Annotated in this window: 12 protein-coding genes and 2 rRNA genes (1 of these 14 running past the window's edge); 7 read left to right on the top strand and 7 right to left on the bottom strand. The window is 62.6% G+C overall.

Going from position 1 to position 16,638, the window contains the following annotated elements; all coding sequences use genetic code 11:
- A 23S ribosomal RNA gene (locus tag M0639_RS18875) occupies positions 1-2,498 on the top strand (it extends 635 nt beyond the left edge of the window).
- Between the two features lie 153 nt (positions 2,499-2,651).
- Positions 2,652-2,768, top strand: a 5S ribosomal RNA gene (gene rrf, locus M0639_RS18870).
- A gap of 338 nt (positions 2,769-3,106) precedes the next feature.
- Here rrf and M0639_RS18865 read toward each other — a convergent pair.
- Positions 3,107-3,703, bottom strand: coding sequence for a dihydrofolate reductase family protein (locus tag M0639_RS18865; RefSeq protein ID WP_064075793.1), 597 nt, complete (start codon positions 3,701-3,703; stop codon positions 3,107-3,109).
- 141 nt (positions 3,704-3,844) lie between these two features.
- Complete coding sequence (locus M0639_RS18860; protein WP_042452409.1) at positions 3,845-5,437, bottom strand: adenylate/guanylate cyclase domain-containing protein; 1,593 nt, start codon at positions 5,435-5,437, stop codon at positions 3,845-3,847.
- A 42-nt stretch (positions 5,438-5,479) separates the two neighbouring features.
- Between M0639_RS18860 and nucS the strand changes: the two genes are divergently transcribed.
- Complete coding sequence (gene nucS, locus M0639_RS18855) at positions 5,480-6,154, top strand: endonuclease NucS (protein ID WP_007733244.1); 675 nt, start codon at positions 5,480-5,482, stop codon at positions 6,152-6,154.
- Between the two features lie 19 nt (positions 6,155-6,173).
- A complete protein-coding gene (locus M0639_RS18850) occupies positions 6,174-6,518 on the top strand; it encodes a hypothetical protein (protein WP_054828484.1) in 345 nt (114 codons plus the stop codon).
- A 7-nt stretch (positions 6,519-6,525) separates the two neighbouring features.
- Here the strand turns inward: M0639_RS18850 and M0639_RS18845 are convergent, their stop codons facing one another.
- Both M0639_RS18845 and mce read right to left on the bottom strand, forming a co-directional pair.
- On the bottom strand, positions 6,526-7,584 hold the full coding sequence (locus tag M0639_RS18845) for a hypothetical protein (protein WP_007733248.1): 1,059 nt from the start codon (positions 7,582-7,584) through the stop codon (positions 6,526-6,528).
- Positions 7,585-7,624: 40 nt separating this feature from the next.
- Positions 7,625-8,098 (bottom strand): methylmalonyl-CoA epimerase, encoded by a 474-nt coding sequence (mce, locus tag M0639_RS18840; protein ID WP_037131968.1) that lies wholly within the window; start codon positions 8,096-8,098, stop codon positions 7,625-7,627.
- Positions 8,099-8,205: 107 nt separating this feature from the next.
- Between mce and M0639_RS18835 the strand changes: the two genes are divergently transcribed.
- From M0639_RS18835 to M0639_RS18825, 3 genes are all read left to right on the top strand, one after another.
- Positions 8,206-9,399 carry an acetyl-CoA C-acetyltransferase gene (locus M0639_RS18835; RefSeq protein ID WP_007733254.1) on the top strand — a complete coding sequence of 398 codons (1,194 nt, stop codon included), beginning with the start codon at positions 8,206-8,208 and terminating at the stop codon, positions 9,397-9,399.
- A 100-nt stretch (positions 9,400-9,499) separates the two neighbouring features.
- Positions 9,500-9,862 (top strand): DUF3817 domain-containing protein, encoded by a 363-nt coding sequence (locus M0639_RS18830; protein WP_003945330.1) that lies wholly within the window; start codon positions 9,500-9,502, stop codon positions 9,860-9,862.
- A 105-nt stretch (positions 9,863-9,967) separates the two neighbouring features.
- Positions 9,968-10,864, top strand: coding sequence for a tetratricopeptide repeat protein (locus M0639_RS18825; protein WP_030537899.1), 897 nt, complete (start codon positions 9,968-9,970; stop codon positions 10,862-10,864).
- 18 nt (positions 10,865-10,882) lie between these two features.
- Here the strand turns inward: M0639_RS18825 and M0639_RS18820 are convergent, their stop codons facing one another.
- The 3 genes from M0639_RS18820 to M0639_RS18810 are packed head-to-tail and all read right to left on the bottom strand — an operon-like array spanning position 10,883 to position 16,556.
- Entirely contained in the window at positions 10,883-12,331 is a 1,449-nt protein-coding gene (locus M0639_RS18820; protein WP_058038867.1) for a neutral zinc metallopeptidase, read from the bottom strand.
- The gene (gene glgB, locus M0639_RS18815) at positions 12,331-14,532 is read right to left on the bottom strand and encodes a 1,4-alpha-glucan branching protein GlgB (protein ID WP_003945366.1); all 2,202 of its coding nucleotides are present in this window, start codon (positions 14,530-14,532) and stop codon (positions 12,331-12,333) included. Before glgB ends, M0639_RS18820 begins: the two co-directional genes overlap by 1 nt.
- Positions 14,532-16,556, bottom strand: coding sequence for an alpha-1,4-glucan--maltose-1-phosphate maltosyltransferase (locus tag M0639_RS18810; RefSeq protein ID WP_030537901.1), 2,025 nt, complete (start codon positions 16,554-16,556; stop codon positions 14,532-14,534). Before M0639_RS18810 ends, glgB begins: the two co-directional genes overlap by 1 nt.
- Positions 16,557-16,638: the final 82 nt, after the last annotated feature.

The following is a 16,638-nucleotide window of genomic DNA, read 5'->3' as shown; positions in this document are numbered from 1 at the left end:
AGTTTACTGCTGGGGGTGATGGCGTGCCTTTTGAAGAATGAGCCTGCGAGTTAGTGGCATGTCGCGAGGTTAACCCGTGTGGGGTAGCCGTAGCGAAAGCGAGTCCGAATAGGGCGATCGTAGTGGCATGCTCTAGACCCGAAGCGGAGTGATCTACCCATGGCCAGGTTGAAGCGACGGTAAGACGTCGTGGAGGACCGAACCCACTTAGGTTGAAAACTGAGGGGATGAGTTGTGGGTAGGGGTGAAAGGCCAATCAAACTCCGTGATAGCTGGTTCTCCCCGAAATGCATTTAGGTGCAGCGTCGCGTGTTTCTCACCGGAGGTAGAGCTACTGGATGGTCTAGGGGGCCCACAAGCTTACCGAAATCAGCCAAACTCCGAATGCCGGTGAGTGAGAGCGCGGCAGTGAGACTGCGGGCGATAAGGTTCGTAGTCGAGAGGGAAACAGCCCAGATCGCCAGCTAAGGTCCCTAAGCGTGTACTAAGTGGAAAAGGATGTGGGGTCGCGAAGACAACCAGGAGGTTGGCTTAGAAGCAGCCACCCTTGAAAGAGTGCGTAATAGCTCACTGGTCAAGTGATCCTGCGCCGACAATGTAGCGGGGCTCAAGTACACCACCGAAGCTGCGGCATTCACGCAATAGCCCCCAGTTGATCCACGGATTTTCTGGCAGGTGTGTGGATGGGTAGGGGAGCGTCGTGTGGCCATGGAAGCGGCAGGGTGACCTAGCCGTGGAGGCCACACGAGTGAGAATGCAGGCATGAGTAGCGAAAGACGAGTGAGAAACTCGTCCGCCGAATGACCAAGGGTTCCTGGGCCAGGTTAATCCGCCCAGGGTGAGTCGGGACCTAAGACGAGGCCGACAGGCGTAGCCGATGGACAACGGGTTGATATTCCCGTACCCGTGTGAACGCGCCCATGGTGAATCAGTGATACTAACCATCCTGAAGCCACGAGAAGACCTTCGGGTCTCGAGTTGGTGGATGCATGGGACCTGATCTGGTAGTAGCCAAGCGATGGGGTGACGCAGGAAGGTAGCTGAGCCAGTCAGTGGTAATACTGGTGTAAGCGTGTAGGGCGTGACCTAGGCAAATCCGGGTCGCACATAGCCTGAGACGTGATGCGTAGCCGATTGAGGCGAATTCAGTGATCCTATGCTGCCGAGAAAAGCCTCTAGCGAGCTTTCACACGGCCCGTACCCCAAACCGACACAGGTGGTCAGGTAGAGAATACTAAGGCGATCGAGATAACTATGGTTAAGGAACTCGGCAAAATGCCCCCGTAACTTCGGGAGAAGGGGGGCCCTGTCTGGTGACGACATTTACTGTCTGAGCTGGGTGGGGCCGCAGAGACCAGTGAGAAGCGACTGTTTACTAAAAACACAGGTCCGTGCGAAGTCGTAAGACGATGTATACGGACTGACGCCTGCCCGGTGCTGGAAGGTTAAGAGGACCGGTTAGTTCTTCGGAGCGAAGCTGAGAATTTAAGCCCCAGTAAACGGCGGTGGTAACTATAACCATCCTAAGGTAGCGAAATTCCTTGTCGGGTAAGTTCCGACCTGCACGAATGGCGTAACGACTTCTCAGCTGTCTCAACCGTAGACTCGGCGAAATTGCATTACGAGTAAAGATGCTCGTTACGCGCGGCAGGACGAAAAGACCCCGGGACCTTCACTACAGCTTGGTATTGGTGTTCGGTTCGGTTTGTGTAGGATAGGTGGGAGACTGTGAAGCGGTGACGCCAGTTATCGTGGAGTCGTTGTTGAAATACCACTCTGATCGAATTGGACCTCTAACCTCGGACCATGATCTGGTTCAGGGACAGTGCCTGGTGGGTAGTTTAACTGGGGCGGTTGCCTCCCAAAATGTAACGGAGGCGCCCAAAGGTTCCCTCAGCCTGGTTGGCAATCAGGTGTCGAGTGCAAGTGCACAAGGGAGCTTGACTGTGAGACTGACAGGTCGAGCAGGGACGAAAGTCGGGACTAGTGATCCGGCACCGGCAAGTGGAAGCGGTGTCGCTCAACGGATAAAAGGTACCCCGGGGATAACAGGCTGATCTTCCCCAAGAGTCCATATCGACGGGATGGTTTGGCACCTCGATGTCGGCTCGTCGCATCCTGGGGCTGGAGTAGGTCCCAAGGGTTGGGCTGTTCGCCCATTAAAGCGGCACGCGAGCTGGGTTTAGAACGTCGTGAGACAGTTCGGTCTCTATCCGCCGCGCGCGTTAGAAACTTGAGGAAGGCTGTCCCTAGTACGAGAGGACCGGGACGGACGAACCTCTGGTGTGCCAGTTGTTCCGCCAGGAGCACCGCTGGTTAGCTACGTTCGGAAGGGATAACCGCTGAAAGCATCTAAGCGGGAAGCCTGTTCCAAGATGAGGTTTCTCACCCCCTCGAGGGGGTAAGGCCCCCGGCAGACCACCGGGTTGATAGGCCAGAACTGGAAGTGCAGTAATGCATGCAGGTGACTGGTACTAATAGGCCGAGGACTTACCACAAAGAAGCTACGCGTCCACTGTGCGGTATCTGAAACAACACACAGATACTGATGAGAAACCCTGTTTTCTCCATCCCCCAACACCAGAAACTGGTGTTGACGGGTGGTGAAACCAGGTGATCAGAAGAAGGTTACTGTGACAGTTTCATAGAGTTACGGCGGTCATAGCGAAGGGGAAACGCCCGGTCCCATTCCGAACCCGGAAGCTAAGCCCTTCAGCGCCGATGGTACTGCACTCGACAGGGTGTGGGAGAGTAGGACACCGCCGAACACACATTAGAGAAGCCCCCCAACCAGTGATGGTTGGGGGGCTTTCTCGTACCCAAAACACCCCACCACCACCACCATCACCCGAAAGCACCGCCGCCGGCACCCCCGACTTCGAGCGAACGGCACGTTCGTCGCCTCAGATCGACCCAACGCACCGTTCACACCATCAAAGGGGCGGGCACGCCGCCGACTCACCACCCCGCCCGGGATCGAGCGAACGACACGCTCACCCTCTTAGGCGAGGGGAACGGTACGTTCACACCATTAGGGGCGTGAAAACGCCTGAGGACGACAGGCACTTTGCCCGGATCAGTCGATGCCGTCGGCCGTGGCAGTCGCTTACTTCGGCCGGCCAGCCGGCAGATACCTCTGAATCGTCACGCCCTTTGATGTGGCTCGCGATTCGGCCAGCTCTAGTGCGATGTCCGGTCCGGAGTCGGGAAACAGTCGCGTGCCCTGGCCTACCACCACCGGAACGATCAGCAGGATCATCTCGTCGACCAGATCGTTCGCGAAAAGCCAGCGGCACAGGTTGCCACTGCCGTGCACCTGAAGCTCACCGCCGGGTCTGGCTTTCAGTTCGCCGAGAGCTGTGGCGGTGTCACCTGAAAGGGCTGTCGTGTTCGTCCATTGCGGATCGGTGAGCGTCGTCGACGCAAGGTACTTGGGCCGCGAATTCAGTGCGCTTGCAATGGGGTTGACGTCGGGATTCTCGAACGCGCCCCAATAGCCGGCGAAGATCTCGTACGTGTGTCGCCCGAACAGGAACGCGTCAGCTCGCTGGTAGACCTGGACGAGGTAATCCATGGCTTCGGTGTCCACTAATGGCGCGGACCAGCCGCCCCGCTCGAATCCGCCACGGCGATCTTCGTCCGGACCACCGAGTCCTTGCATCACCCCGTCGAGAGTGACGATGGTAAAGGTCGTCAGTTTCATAGTCGTACCCATCTCCCAGGCGTCGTCGGATTTTCGCTGTGCCGATATAGACCGTCGAGAAGCGGGAAAGTCATCGAGCGAACGTGGCGTTGATCGCCTTGGACCGACCGAACGTGCCGTTCGCTCAGGGGGGAGGTGGGGTCAGGGCTGAACGGGCACGGAGTCTGACGGGCTGGTCTCGGACTCCAGAGCGTCGCACGGAATCGCGAGCTCGGTCTGTTCGAGGCGGCCGCGAAGGGTGATGTTCTCGGTGATCGACCACTGTGCAGCCTCGGCGCTGTCAGCGGCAGCCACAGCCCGACCGGATGCGGCGACGTTACCGGGAACCGTCTTGGCAACTTCGGACAGTCGCGCCGCCTCGTTGACGGGATCACCGATGACGGTGTACTCGAATCTCTCTCGCGCACCGACGTTCCCGGCTACGGCAACACCTGCGGCGACGCCGATTCCCGCGCTCACTTCCGGAACCTCGGCACGCAGGCGCTGCTGAATCTTGCGGGCAGCGGCGAGTGCGCTGCCGGCGTGATCGTCGAGTGTCGTCGGCGCTCCGAAGATCGCCAGCGCTGCGTCGCCCTCGAACTTGTTGACGAATCCGCCGTGTGCGTCGACCTCGTCGACTATGACGTCGAAGAAACGGTTGAGTAGAGCGACCACCGCCGTAGGGGAGTTGGTGGCCGCGATGGTGGTCGATCCGATGACGTCGACGAAGAGTACGGCAACGTCACGTTCTTCACCGCCGAGTTCCGGGTTTCGGCGAACCGCGTTTGCGGCAACCTCGTGTCCGACGTGGCGCCCGAAGAGGTCGCGTATTCGCTCTCGCTCGCGCAGACCCTCGGCCATGCGATTGAAGCCGGCCTGCAGTAGTCCCAGTTCCGTTCCGTCGTACACGACGACGGACGCGGTGAGGTCGCCACGGGTGACTTGTTCCATGCCTCGGCGTACGGACCGAATGGGAGCCGCGGCTGATCGGATGTTGATGTACGTCAGCCCGAGTCCGACGCACAGAGTGATTCCGCCGATGACGAGGATCGCGGTCGCGAGGGCTTGCCACGAAGCAGGCCGGATGAAGCTGAAGACCGCTACGAGCATCAAGCCGGTGACGGGGACTCCGCTTCCGAGCAGCCAGACGAGGATTGTCCGGCCGGTCAGTCCGAGAACGGCAGCCTTGCGGGGTGCTCCGGATTCGAGTGCACGCGCAGCAATCGGGCGGAGTGCGAACTCGCTGAGCAGGTAGCAGAAAGCGCACGTGGTGATACCGCTGAAAGCCACGGTGAACAGAACTTTCGGAATAGTGTCGGGGTCGACGATTCCGTACATGGTCGTGAAGGTGATGAGCGCGGCCGTCCACAGGACGGCTTGCACTCGGGTCAGTCGCCACGGCCCGCGCAGCGCCGCGCGTTGATTCTGCTCTGTCGGTGGGTGATCCTCGGTGGCCCATCGAAGATCCCGCATCAGCCGTTTGGTGCCCCACAGCAGTCCGATGAGAAAGACACACCCGATGAAGACGGGCACGGCAATGAAGTTGATCCATGCGAATTCGGGGTGGATGATCGCGGGTCCGGGAACCACGAATCCGATGAGCACGATCGCCAGTACCGCTCCGATCAGGTTTGTGACCAGGAGGGGGGCGGTGAGTAGTGCCTGGACGCGGATTCGGCGGCGCCTGGGGCTTTCGTCGGTGGATCCGAGCAGCCACGACCCCAGGGGCGCACTCGGGACACGGCTTCGCTGCATAGTGTGTCGAGAGTAGTCGTAATGATCGCTTAGGGTGGTCCGGTGCGCCTAGTTATTGCTCGTTGCCGTGTCGACTATGTGGGACGCCTGACCTCCCACCTCCCTACCGCAAGACGACTGCTGTTGGTCAAAGCCGACGGCTCGGTCAGTATCCATGCCGACGATCGGGCGTACAAGCCGCTCAACTGGATGAGTCCGCCGTGCTGGTTGGTCGAGACCACCGGGGACGGCGACGACATCCTGTGGGTCGTCACCAACAAGGCGGGCGAGGAACTGCGGATCACTCTCGAAGAGGTCGAGCACGATTCGTCGTATGAACTCGGTCTCGATCCGGGATTGATCAAGGACGGTGTCGAGGCACACCTTCAAGAACTTCTGGCGGAGCATGTCGAGACACTCGGCCCCGGCTACACGTTGGTGCGACGTGAGTACATGACGGCCATCGGGCCGGTCGATCTTCTGGTCCGAGACGCGGACGGTGCATCGGTGGCGGTGGAGATCAAGCGTCGCGGTGAGATCGACGGCGTCGAGCAGTTGACGCGCTACCTCGAATTGCTCAACCGCGATCCGCTGCTCGCGCCGGTCACGGGAGTTTTTGCAGCGCAACAGATCAAGCCGCAGGCAAAGACTTTGGCCAACGACCGTGGGATCCGTTGCCTGGTCCTTGACTACGAGGCCTTGCGGGGCACCGAAAGCACCGAGTTCCGCCTCTTCTGACGCTGTTTAGACTCGAACCATGCCGCGCCGCAAACCTTCGCCGAAGCAAACCCGTCGAACGGATACTCGGCGTGCTCGGGATTCGAGCGCGGAGTCGGCGTCACCAAGCGGCGTGTTGTTCGGCGGAGCGCTGGTCCGGGAGGAACCCGGGCCGGGCGGTGAAATGTACATGGTGAGGCCGATACCCGGCTCCAACGCGACGAAGTTCTATCGATGCCCCGGTTGTGATCACGACATCAGACCCGGCGTCGCTCACGTGGTGACGTGGCCTTCGGAACCGGGCGGCGCGAACGAGCGTCGACACTGGCATACCGGATGCTGGTCAGGCCGCGGTACGCGCAGCCTGACCAGACGGTGGTCCTGAGCGTCGATCAGTTCCTGGACTGGGCTCGCTGCTCGACGGCGCGGGTGTCGATCTCGGCGGTGTTCGTCTCGTCCGAGTCCTCGAGAACGTCGTCTTCGTCGATACTCGGTTCTGATTTGACCGGATCTGCGTCGACCTTATCTGCGTCGGCCTTCTTGTCTTCGATCTCGAGATCTTCCTCGGCTTCGACGATGACCGGAGCGGGCGGTGCATCGAGGAGTTCGCTCTCCCGGTTGACCGATGCGAGCATAGCCGGAACCGAATCGAGTTGTCCGCGAATGCCCAAGAGCTGAGCCAGGATTCGGCCACGGAGAACGCGCAGTTCTTCGGTGAGTTCCTTCGCGTGAGCGATCTTGCGCTCGGACTGATCAGTGGCGGCCTGCAGCCTGCGCTGAGCCTCGTGCGACGCATCGGCGAGTCGACGCTCGGCCTCTGCTTTGCTCGATGACTCCAGCTCGTTGACGGCGGCGACGACCTTGGCGCGGCGCTCCGACATCGAGATGTCGAAGTCTTCGCGGATCTGAGTGCGCTTGGCCTCGGACTCGGCAGCCAGTCGATCCCGCTCGGCCTGCGCGGCTTCGACGATCCGGGCGGCTTCGGTACGGGCCTGCGCCATGGTCTGCTCGTGCATGGTTTCCATCGCGTTGCGACGGTCCTCGAGTTCGGCGATCAGCGACTCGTAGTGACCACGAAGGCGGGCGCCGTCCTGTTCGGCGATGGAGGTCATCTCGGCTGCGTCGGCCTCGGCCTTCGCGCGCACCTCCGAGGCCTCGTCGGAGGCAAGGCGCAGCATGCGGCTGATGCGATCGCTCATGCCCTCCGCAGTGGTGGGCGGTACCGAGAGGCGGTCGACGTCCTTGCGGAGGTCGTCGATGTCGTCGCGTGCATCGTCGAGCTGCTTGGCGAGGTCACGGGCCTGCGCAGCGGCAGCATCACGATCTGCCGCGGTAACTCGCAGCTCCGCGTCGAATCGCTCGAAGTAGTTACGTACCTCGTCGCGGTCGTATCCCTTCCGTGCGATCTGGAACGGAAGTTGGATCGAACCGCGGTCCTGCTCGTATGCCATGGCGACAATCTACCTGGCATACGAGCTGGAGTCGGGTCTGCTAGTGGCTCGCGTCGGGTTCGACCAGTTCCACCAGGACGCCGCCGGCGTCCTTCGGGTGGATGAAGTTGATGCGCGAGTTGGCCGTACCGCGTCGGGGAGCGTCGTACAGCAACCGAACCCCGCGGTCGCGAAGCTCGGCGGAGATGGCGTCGATGTCGGTGACCCGGTAGGCGAGCTGCTGGAGTCCGGGGCCGCTTCGGTCGATGAACTTGGCGATGGTCGAATTCTCGTCCAGAGGCGCGAGCAGCTGAACGGCAGTGGATCCGGCGGGGGAGCCGACGACGGAGAGCATGGCCTCACGCACGCCCTGCGATTCGTTGATTTCCTCGTGGGTCGACACCATGCCCAGGTGCTGCGTGTACCACGCGATTGCCACGTCGAGATCGGGCACCGCGATTCCGACGTGATCGATCGCGACGACGAGGTCGGACGACAAAGGTGCGAGTGCAGAACTGGGGGAGGTCTGTGTCATACCTTTCACGGTAGCGCTACCGTTTGAGGAGTACACGTCGGGATGTGACTTGGCTCTTAGGCCGCACGGAACCGACGACTATCTCTCTTTTGCAGCCGGAGGAAATCGTGACCAGTTCTGTGATTGTTGCGGGAGCTCGTACCCCGATGGGTCGACTCCTCGGATCGTTGAAAGACCTCTCCGGGTCCGACCTCGGCGGCATCGCCATCAAAGGCGCCCTCGACAAGTCCTCAGTCGCCCCCGAACAGGTCGACTACGTCATCATGGGACAGGTCCTCACCGCCGGCGCCGGCCAGATGCCCGCCCGCCAAGCCGCCGTCGCCGCCGGCATCCCCATGAACGTCCCCGCCCTGAGCATCAACAAAGTGTGCCTCTCCGGCATCGACGCCATCGCCCTCGCCGACCAACTCATCCGCGCCGGCGAATTCGACATCGTCGTCGCCGGCGGGCAGGAATCGATGTCCCGCGCACCCCACATGCTCGAAAAAAGCCGCGAAGGCTTCAAATACGGCGACGTCACCCTCCGCGACCACATGGCCTACGACGGCCTCCACGACATCTTCACCGACCAGGCCATGGGCCTGCTCACCGAACAGGTCAACCAACAAGAAACCGCCCACATCACCCGCGCCGAGCAGGACGCCTTCGCCGCCGCCTCACACCAGAACGCGGCCCGCGCCTGGAAAGACGGCCTCTTCGACAACGAAGTCGTCCCCGTCTCCATCCCCCAACGCAAGGGCGAGCCCATCGTCTTCGCCCAGGACGAAGGCATCCGCGCCGACACCACCACCGAATCCCTCGGCAAACTGCGTCCCGCGTTCAGCAAGGACGGCACCATCACCGCCGGCTCCGCCTCCCCGATCTCCGACGGCGCCGCCGCCGTGATCGTGATGAGCAAAACCAAAGCCGAAGAACTCGGCCTGACCTGGATCGCGGAAATCGGCGCCCACGGCGTCGTCGCCGGACCCGACTCCACCCTCCAGTCCCAACCCGCCCGGGCCATCGCCAAAGCCTGCGCGAAGGAAGGCATCGACCCCACCGACCTCGACCTCGTCGAAATCAACGAAGCATTCGCCGCCGTCGGGATCGCCTCCACCCGCGAACTCGGCCTCGACCCCGCCAAGGTCAACGTCAACGGCGGCGCCATCGCCGTCGGCCACCCCCTCGGCATGTCCGGCGCCCGCATCGCCCTGCACCTCGCCCTCGAACTGCAACGCCGCGGCGGCGGCATCGGCGCAGCCGCACTCTGCGGCGGCGGCGGACAAGGCGACGCACTCATCGTCCGCGTCCCCAAGGCCTGAGTGTCTAAATACACCTGAACGAGCGCTCTCGCTCTGCGACGCCCCGTGGTTTTGCTCACACAACTACGGGGCGTCGTAGTTGTTCGGGCACAATGGCCTCATGGCGAACATCTTTGACGTATCCACTCCCGCGAAACGCTTCCGTCTGGTGGCGTGGTGGGAAGCTGTGACCTGGGCGGCCTTGCTGGTTGCCATGTTCTTCAAGTGGGTCCTCGGACACGAAGAAGCGATTCGCATCCCCGGAATGGTCCACGGAACCGCCGGCTTCCTGGTGTTCATCGTTGTTGCACTCCTGACCGCGTGGTCGCTCAAGTGGGACGTCAAGACCACGATCCTTGCGCTGATCTCGAGCGTTCCGCCCTTCGGCACCGTCATCTTCGAACGCTGGGCAGTGCGAAACGGCAAGCTCGGTGAGCTGTCCACGGAGTTCGAGGCGTCCAAGGGCAACGCGGCGCTCGTCTGAGTGCTGCATCCCTCTACGTAGCTTCTCGCAACTCGTGACAAACTGGGAGCCGTGACTCGACCAGGTTCCAGGCCCCCCGCGCGTTCGTCCGCAGTTGCTGCCGCCATGAGCGGCGCAGTCGACTTGTCCGCCTTCAAAGAGCGGGCCACGGCCCCACCACCGCCGCGTAACACCAGCGGCGACGGGGCCGTTTCTGCTGTCTCCGGGGCAGTGATCGAGGTGACCGAGGAGAACTTCGAAAGCGAAGTCCTGCTGAAGTCGAGCCAGGTGCCGGTGATCGTCAACATCGGTGGCCGCGCATACGAGCCCTCGGTCGTATTCACCGAAGTTCTCGAATCATTTGCAGCGCGAGCCGGCGGCAAGTGGATTCTTGCCAACGTCGACGTCGACGTGAGTCCTCGCATCGCGCAGGCTTTCGGCGTCCAGTCGGTGCCGACGGTTGTTGCCGTCGCGGCCGGTCAGCCGTTGGCCGATTTCCAGGGCGCTCAGCCGGAGGCGCAGCTCAGCCAGTGGTTCGACGCAGTCCTCCAAGCTGTCGAGGGCAAGTTGAGTGGGCCGGTCTCCGACGCGGACGAACCGGTGGAGGAGGTCGAGGATCCTCGCTTCGTGGCCGCTGAAACCGCGCTGGACGAGGGCGATCTCGACGCCGCCATCGCTGCGTACCAGGAAATTCTCGACGCCGAACCCAACAATGCGGAGGCCAAGAGCGCTGTCCGCCAGGTGAAGTTCATGGCTCGGGTTCAGGGTGTCGATCCCGAGTCGATTGCGGCCGCGGATGCTGATCCGTCCGATCTCGAACTGCAGTTCGCTGCGGCCGACCTGGAAATGTTCGCCCAGCAACCCGAGGCGTCGTTCGCGCGCTTGATCTCGGTGGTCTCGCGAACTGCCGGCGACGACAAGGCTGCCGCTCGGACGCGCCTGCTCGAACTGTTCGAACTGTTCGACCCGGCAGAACCGATCGTCATCGCGGCCCGTCGTAAGTTGGCTTCCGCTCTCTACTGACGTGTGGACCGGCAGTCGCTACTCCGTGTAGCGGCTGTCGCACACTTCCCGGCCACCGAGAACGCCGGTTCGGAACGCGTCGACACGTGCGAACCCGCTCGGAACCGTCTCACCGTTGACGTCACTGGCAGCCAGGCCGTCGGTCAGCAGCCCCGATACGGCTTCGTCGAGGTCGCCGGGGGAGAGTGTGACCTGTGCTCCGGACGCCGCGGCGTTGGTGGGACTGAGCGCTGCGGTGATGACGCCGGACAGGCAGGCGGCGCGCAGGGCAGTCTGCGGAGTGTCGAGCGATTGGCCGTTCTCCTTCTGCATCGCGAGGGTGTACCTCGACGCGAGCAGGACATAGGCGTTGTAGTCACCGGTGATGTTGGTCTGGATCAACTCGCGTCGCCCGACGCGACCCGGCGTGCCGCGCTCGGCAAGGTCGTCGACGCTGATTCCGATGGTGTTCGTCGACGGGCAGTACGAGACGGGTTCGGTCGCAACGGCATCGCTGCACCCGGTGTCTGCGCCGGTGAACACGACCTTCGGCGGCTCGGGTAGATCGAAGATCGCTTGGAAGGTCTTCACGAACTCGTCGAGAGTTGCCTCGGTGACGGGCAGTTCTCCGGAATCGTTGCCTTCGGCGAACTGCTGCGGGAGGTCTGCACGTCGTGACTCGATTTCGTCGGCGTCCATCTTCGCGCACGCACCGGCGCCGTCGGTGAAGCCGATCTGAGTGGCGGTGACGCGCTCGAACGCCGAACCATGGTGGCTCTCAGGATCATTAGGGTCTTCGTCGCGGATGGCGACCGCCGACGCCAACACCTTGTTGAGTCCGTCGGAGGTGTTCATCGTGAAGTGCGCGGCCTTGTCCTCGGCGACGTGCCGCAAGAAGGCGCCACCGAAACAGTCGGCTTGCTGTTCGCGCACCAGGGCTGCGTCTCGTTTACCGCCGACGATCCCGGCCTTGCGTTGAACGGCATGGCCGTACTCGTGCGCAAAGATGAACGCGACGGCCACATCACCGAACTTCTCCCGCACCTCGGGCAGCAGCAATTCACGATCCCAACCGATGGTGTGATCGATGCTGCAGTACCCGGCGTTGATGAGTTCTTCGGTGGTCTCCTCACAGAAGTCCGGGCCGTTCGATTCGGTGGGGTCCCACGAGATCAGCTCGTCGACCGGTTCGAAGGGCTTGTCGAACAGAGCCGGGTACTCGGCGGCCCAGTAGGTTTCGATGTCTGTGATGGCGTTGGCTGCCAGCGCGTCGATGTCCCCGCCGTCGGTGCCGGTGATTGCTCGGTCGGCGTTGGGGGCTCCCGGACGCAACCCACTTGGTCCTGCCGTTGCGTCGAGTCCGGCGACGCGGAAGGGATCGTGATAAATCGAGACGGCGTGGCCACTCGTTCCCTGGGCACAACCGGCGAGCAGTGCTGCCACTGCCAACAGTGACGACGTGACAATGACTACTCGCCGGCCGACCATCAACGCTCCAGACTTATCCAAATCGCTCCAGCAGCTGGCAGCGCCACCTGTGCGGAGGCTGGCCGACCGTGCCACGAATGCGACGTTGCTGTGACCGCTCCGAGGTTCCCGACTCCGGAGCCGCCGTACACCTCGGCATCGGTGTTGAGAATTTCCACCCATCGGCCGGGCTCTGGTAGCCCGACGCGGTAGCTCGAGTGCTCACTGCCCGAGAAGTTGAACAGGCAGGCGACAATCGAACCGTCAGTACCGTAACGCAGAAAACTGAGGACGTTGTTCTCGGTGTCGTTGGCGTCGATCCAGGAGTATCCACCGGGCGAGGTGTCGAGGGTCCACATGGCCGGATGACGTCGGTACGCGGAGTTGAGATCGCCGACCAGTCGCTGGACGCCGCGATGGAGAGTGCCGGTGTACTGATCGTCGAGCTGCCACCAGTCGAGGCCGCGTTCTTCCGACCATTCCGCACTCTGACCGAATTCCTGTCCCATGAACAGCAGTTGCTTGCCTGGATGCGCCCACATGTATGCAAGCAGTGAGCGCAGGCCGGACGCCTTGGCGAAGTCGTTCCCGGGCATCCGGGTCCACAGAGTTCCTTTGCCGTGCACCACTTCGTCATGGCTGATCGGTAGCAGGTAGTTCTCACTCCACGCGTACATCAGTGAGAACGTGATCTCGTGATGGTGGTAGGTCCGGTGTACCGGGTCGTGACCGAGGAACCCGAGGGTGTCGTGCATCCACCCCATGTTCCACTTCATGTTGAATCCGAGGCCGCCGACATTGGTCGCCCGAGTGACTCCGGGCCACGCCGTCGACTCCTCGGCGACGGTGACGACTCCTCGATGGTTCTTGTGGACGGTGGCGTTCATCTCCTGCAGGAACGCAACGGCTTCGAGATTCTCGCGGCCGCCGTGAATGTTGGGAGTCCATCCACCTTCCGGGCGTGAGTAATCCAGGTACAGCATCGATGCGACGGCGTCGACGCGCAGTCCGTCGATGTGGAACTCCTCGAGCCAGAAGAGCGCGTTGGCGACGAGGAAGTTTCGGACCTCGCGGCGACCGAAGTCGAATACGTATGTGCCCCAGTCCAACTGCTCGCCGCGACGCGGATCGGCGTGCTCGTACAGGGGAGTTCCGTCGAAACGAGCCAGGGCCCACTCGTCTTTGGGGAAGTGTGCAGGCACCCAGTCGACGATGACACCTATCCCTGCGGCGTGCAGGTGGTCGACGAACCAGCGGAAGTCGTCCGGGGTGCCGAAGCGGGAGGTCGGTGCGTAGTACGAGGTGACCTGGTATCCCCACGATCCACCGAACGGATGCTCGGAGACGGGCAGCAGTTCGACGTGGGTGAATCCGGTTTCGGTGACGTAGACGGCGAGTTGCTCGGCCATCTGCCGGTAGTCGAGCCCGGGACGCCACGATCCGAGGTGCACCTCGTACACGCTCATCGGGGACTGCGAAGGATCGACACCGGCGCGGGTTTCGAGCCAGGCCGCGTCGTTCCACTCATGCGAACTGGTGGTCACTCGCGATGCAGTCGCCGGCGGGACCTCGGTACCGAATGCCATGGGATCGGCCTTGTCGCGAACGGAGCCGTCGTGGCCGTGGACCCGGAACTTGTACAGCGAACCGACTGCGATGTCGGGCAGGAAGAGTTCCCAGACCCCAGTGGATCCGAGGACTCGCATGGGGGCGAATTGCCCACTCCACCCGTCGAAGTCGCCGACGACGGTCACGCCGCGGGCGGCCGGAGCCCAGACGGCGAACGAGGTGCCGTCGACGGGTCCATCCGGTGTCTCGTAAGAACGCGGATGTGCACCGAGGATGTCCCACAGTCGTTCGTGCCGACCTTCGCCGAACAGGTGTAGGTCGAGTTCACCGAGAGTAGGCAGGAACCGGTAAGGGTCGGCTGCGAGAACCGTGTGTCCACCCGGGTACGTCACGGAATAGCGATAGTCGATCAGGTCGGGGTAGGGGACCAGAGCCGCGAAGATTCCGTTCGAAACATGTTCGAGAGGAAAGTTTTTGCCGCCGATGACGGCGCTGACGGACTCGGCGTTGGGACGCAACGCTCGCAGAACGGTGCCGTCGGCGTGGGGATGGGCGCCGAGGACACTGTGCGGATCGTGATGTTCACCGCGCGCCAACAGCTCCAGATCGTGATTGTCCGGTGCGATACCCGAAGGGAACTTCTCGGTTGACATCACTTGCCTCCACCTGCGCGGTGCGCATTGCGTGCTTGGTAGGCCAGAGAGATCCGGGCCGGATACGGAACGGGTGGGAGCGCGAGGATGTGCGCCACCGAACGCCAGGGCTCGAGGCGGACGAAATTGGCTTGGCCCCAATTGAACTGCTCACCGGTTACCTCGTCGAGCACGGTCATGTGGTCGTGCCATTCGCGTCCGAGCGCCGGCATGTCCAACCAGACGGTGCCCTCTTCTGCAGCGAACGGGTTGAGGTTGATCACCGTCAGGACGGCGTCACCGGTCGAGGCGTCGAACTTCGAGTAGGCGATCAACGCGTCGTTGTCGATGTGGTGAAAGTGCAGGTTCCGCAACTGCTGCAGGGCCGGGTGTGCACGCCGGATGCGATTGAGTGCGGTGATCCACGGCTCGAGAGATTCGCCTCGCGCTGCTGCTTCGGCGAAACGGCGCGGCCGAAGTTCGTACTTCTCGGAGTCGAGGTATTCCTCGCTGCCGGGGCGAACGGCTTGGTGTTCGTAGAGTTCGTAACCGGAGTAGACGCCCCACGTCGGCGCCAGGGTGGCGGCGAGAGCTGCTCGTAGAGCGAACATTCCGGGCCCACCGTGCTGGAGGGACTCGTGCAGGATGTCCGGCGTGTTCACGAAGAGGTTCGGTCGGGCTTCGTCGGCCTTCGCCGCCAGCTCGTTACCGAATTCGGTGAGTTCCCACTTCGCAACTCGCCAGGTGAAGTACGTGTACGACTGCGTGAACCCGCGCCGGGCAAGGCCGTACATGCGCGCCGGACGAGTGAATGCCTCGGCGAGGAACAGGACGTCGGGGTCGGTCTTCTTGACCTCAGAGATCAGCGTCTCCCAGAAGTTCGGCGGCTTGGTGTGTGGGTTGTCGACCCGGAAGATCTTGACTCCGGCACTGATCCAGTGTCGGACGACTCGCAGGATTTCCTTGTCCAGACCGCGAGGATCGGTGTCGAAGTTGATCGGGTAGATGTCCTGATACTTCTTGGGCGGGTTCTCGGCGTAGGCGATGGTGCCGTCGGGAAGGACGTTGAACCACTCCGGATGCTTCTTGGCCCATGGATGATCCGGGGCGCACTGCAGCGCGAGATCCAGTGCCACTTCGAGATCGAGCTTGCGGGCCGCCGCGACGAAGGCCTTGAAGTCCTTGAGCGTGCCGAGTTGCGGGTGAACAGCGTCGTGCCCGCCGTCGACCGAGCCGATGGCCCACGGCGAGCCGACGTCACCGGGTTCGGGAGTGAGAGTGTTGTTGCGTCCCTTGCGGTTGATCTCGCCGATGGGATGGATCGGCGGAAGGTAGACGACGTCGAAACCCATTGCGGCGATGCGGGGTAGGTCTTCGGCCGAGGTTCGGAAAGTACCGTGTTGCGGCACCCCGTTCTCGTCCCAACCGCCCGTCGAGCGGGGGAAGAACTCGTACCACGATCCGAACAGTGCACGGTTGCGATCGACGACGACGGGGTGGGACTCGCCCTTGGTGACCAGTTCACGGAGCGGAGTGGCGCGGAGCAGTTCGGCGACGTCGGAGGCGAAGGCCGGCGCGACGCGAGCAGTCAGCGCCTGATCGCTGCGCAGCGACGCCGTGACGGCCTCGAGCCTGGACCTGTTGCCCCGCGGTACCTCGTGCGCGGCCTGTTCGAACAGGCGCGCACCGATTTCCAGGTCGTTGGCCAACTCGGCCGCCCCTTGCCCGACGGCGAGCTTTGCTTCCACGGCGTGCTTCCAGGTGGCGATGGGATCGCTCCACGCCTCGATCCGGAACGACCACATGCCTTCGGCGGACGGCGTGAACACCGCGTCGACGGTGTCCGGTTCGGTCCCGGGATCCATCGGAATGCGCAGCGGCTTGGTACCGCGCGGACCACGCACGACAAGAGTGGCGGAAATGGCGTCGTGGCCTTCTCGCCACACGGTGGCGTGCACTGGGAAGACTTCACCGACCACGGCCTTTGCCGGATAGTTACCCGAGATCTCGGGTACCACGTCGTCGATACCGAGGCGTCCTGACACGGGAAGCTCCATTTCTGGTGATGGATCGCGGTAAAACTTTCTTTCGCCGGGTTCAACCGTAGTGGGTGCGGCGCTGGAGTGC

It is taken from the genome of Rhodococcus qingshengii JCM 15477, assembly GCF_023221595.1.
GTDB lineage: Bacteria > Actinomycetota > Actinomycetes > Mycobacteriales > Mycobacteriaceae > Rhodococcus_F > Rhodococcus_F qingshengii.
Note: the sequence above shows the minus strand (reverse complement) of the source record. Positions and strands in the feature narration are given on the sequence as shown.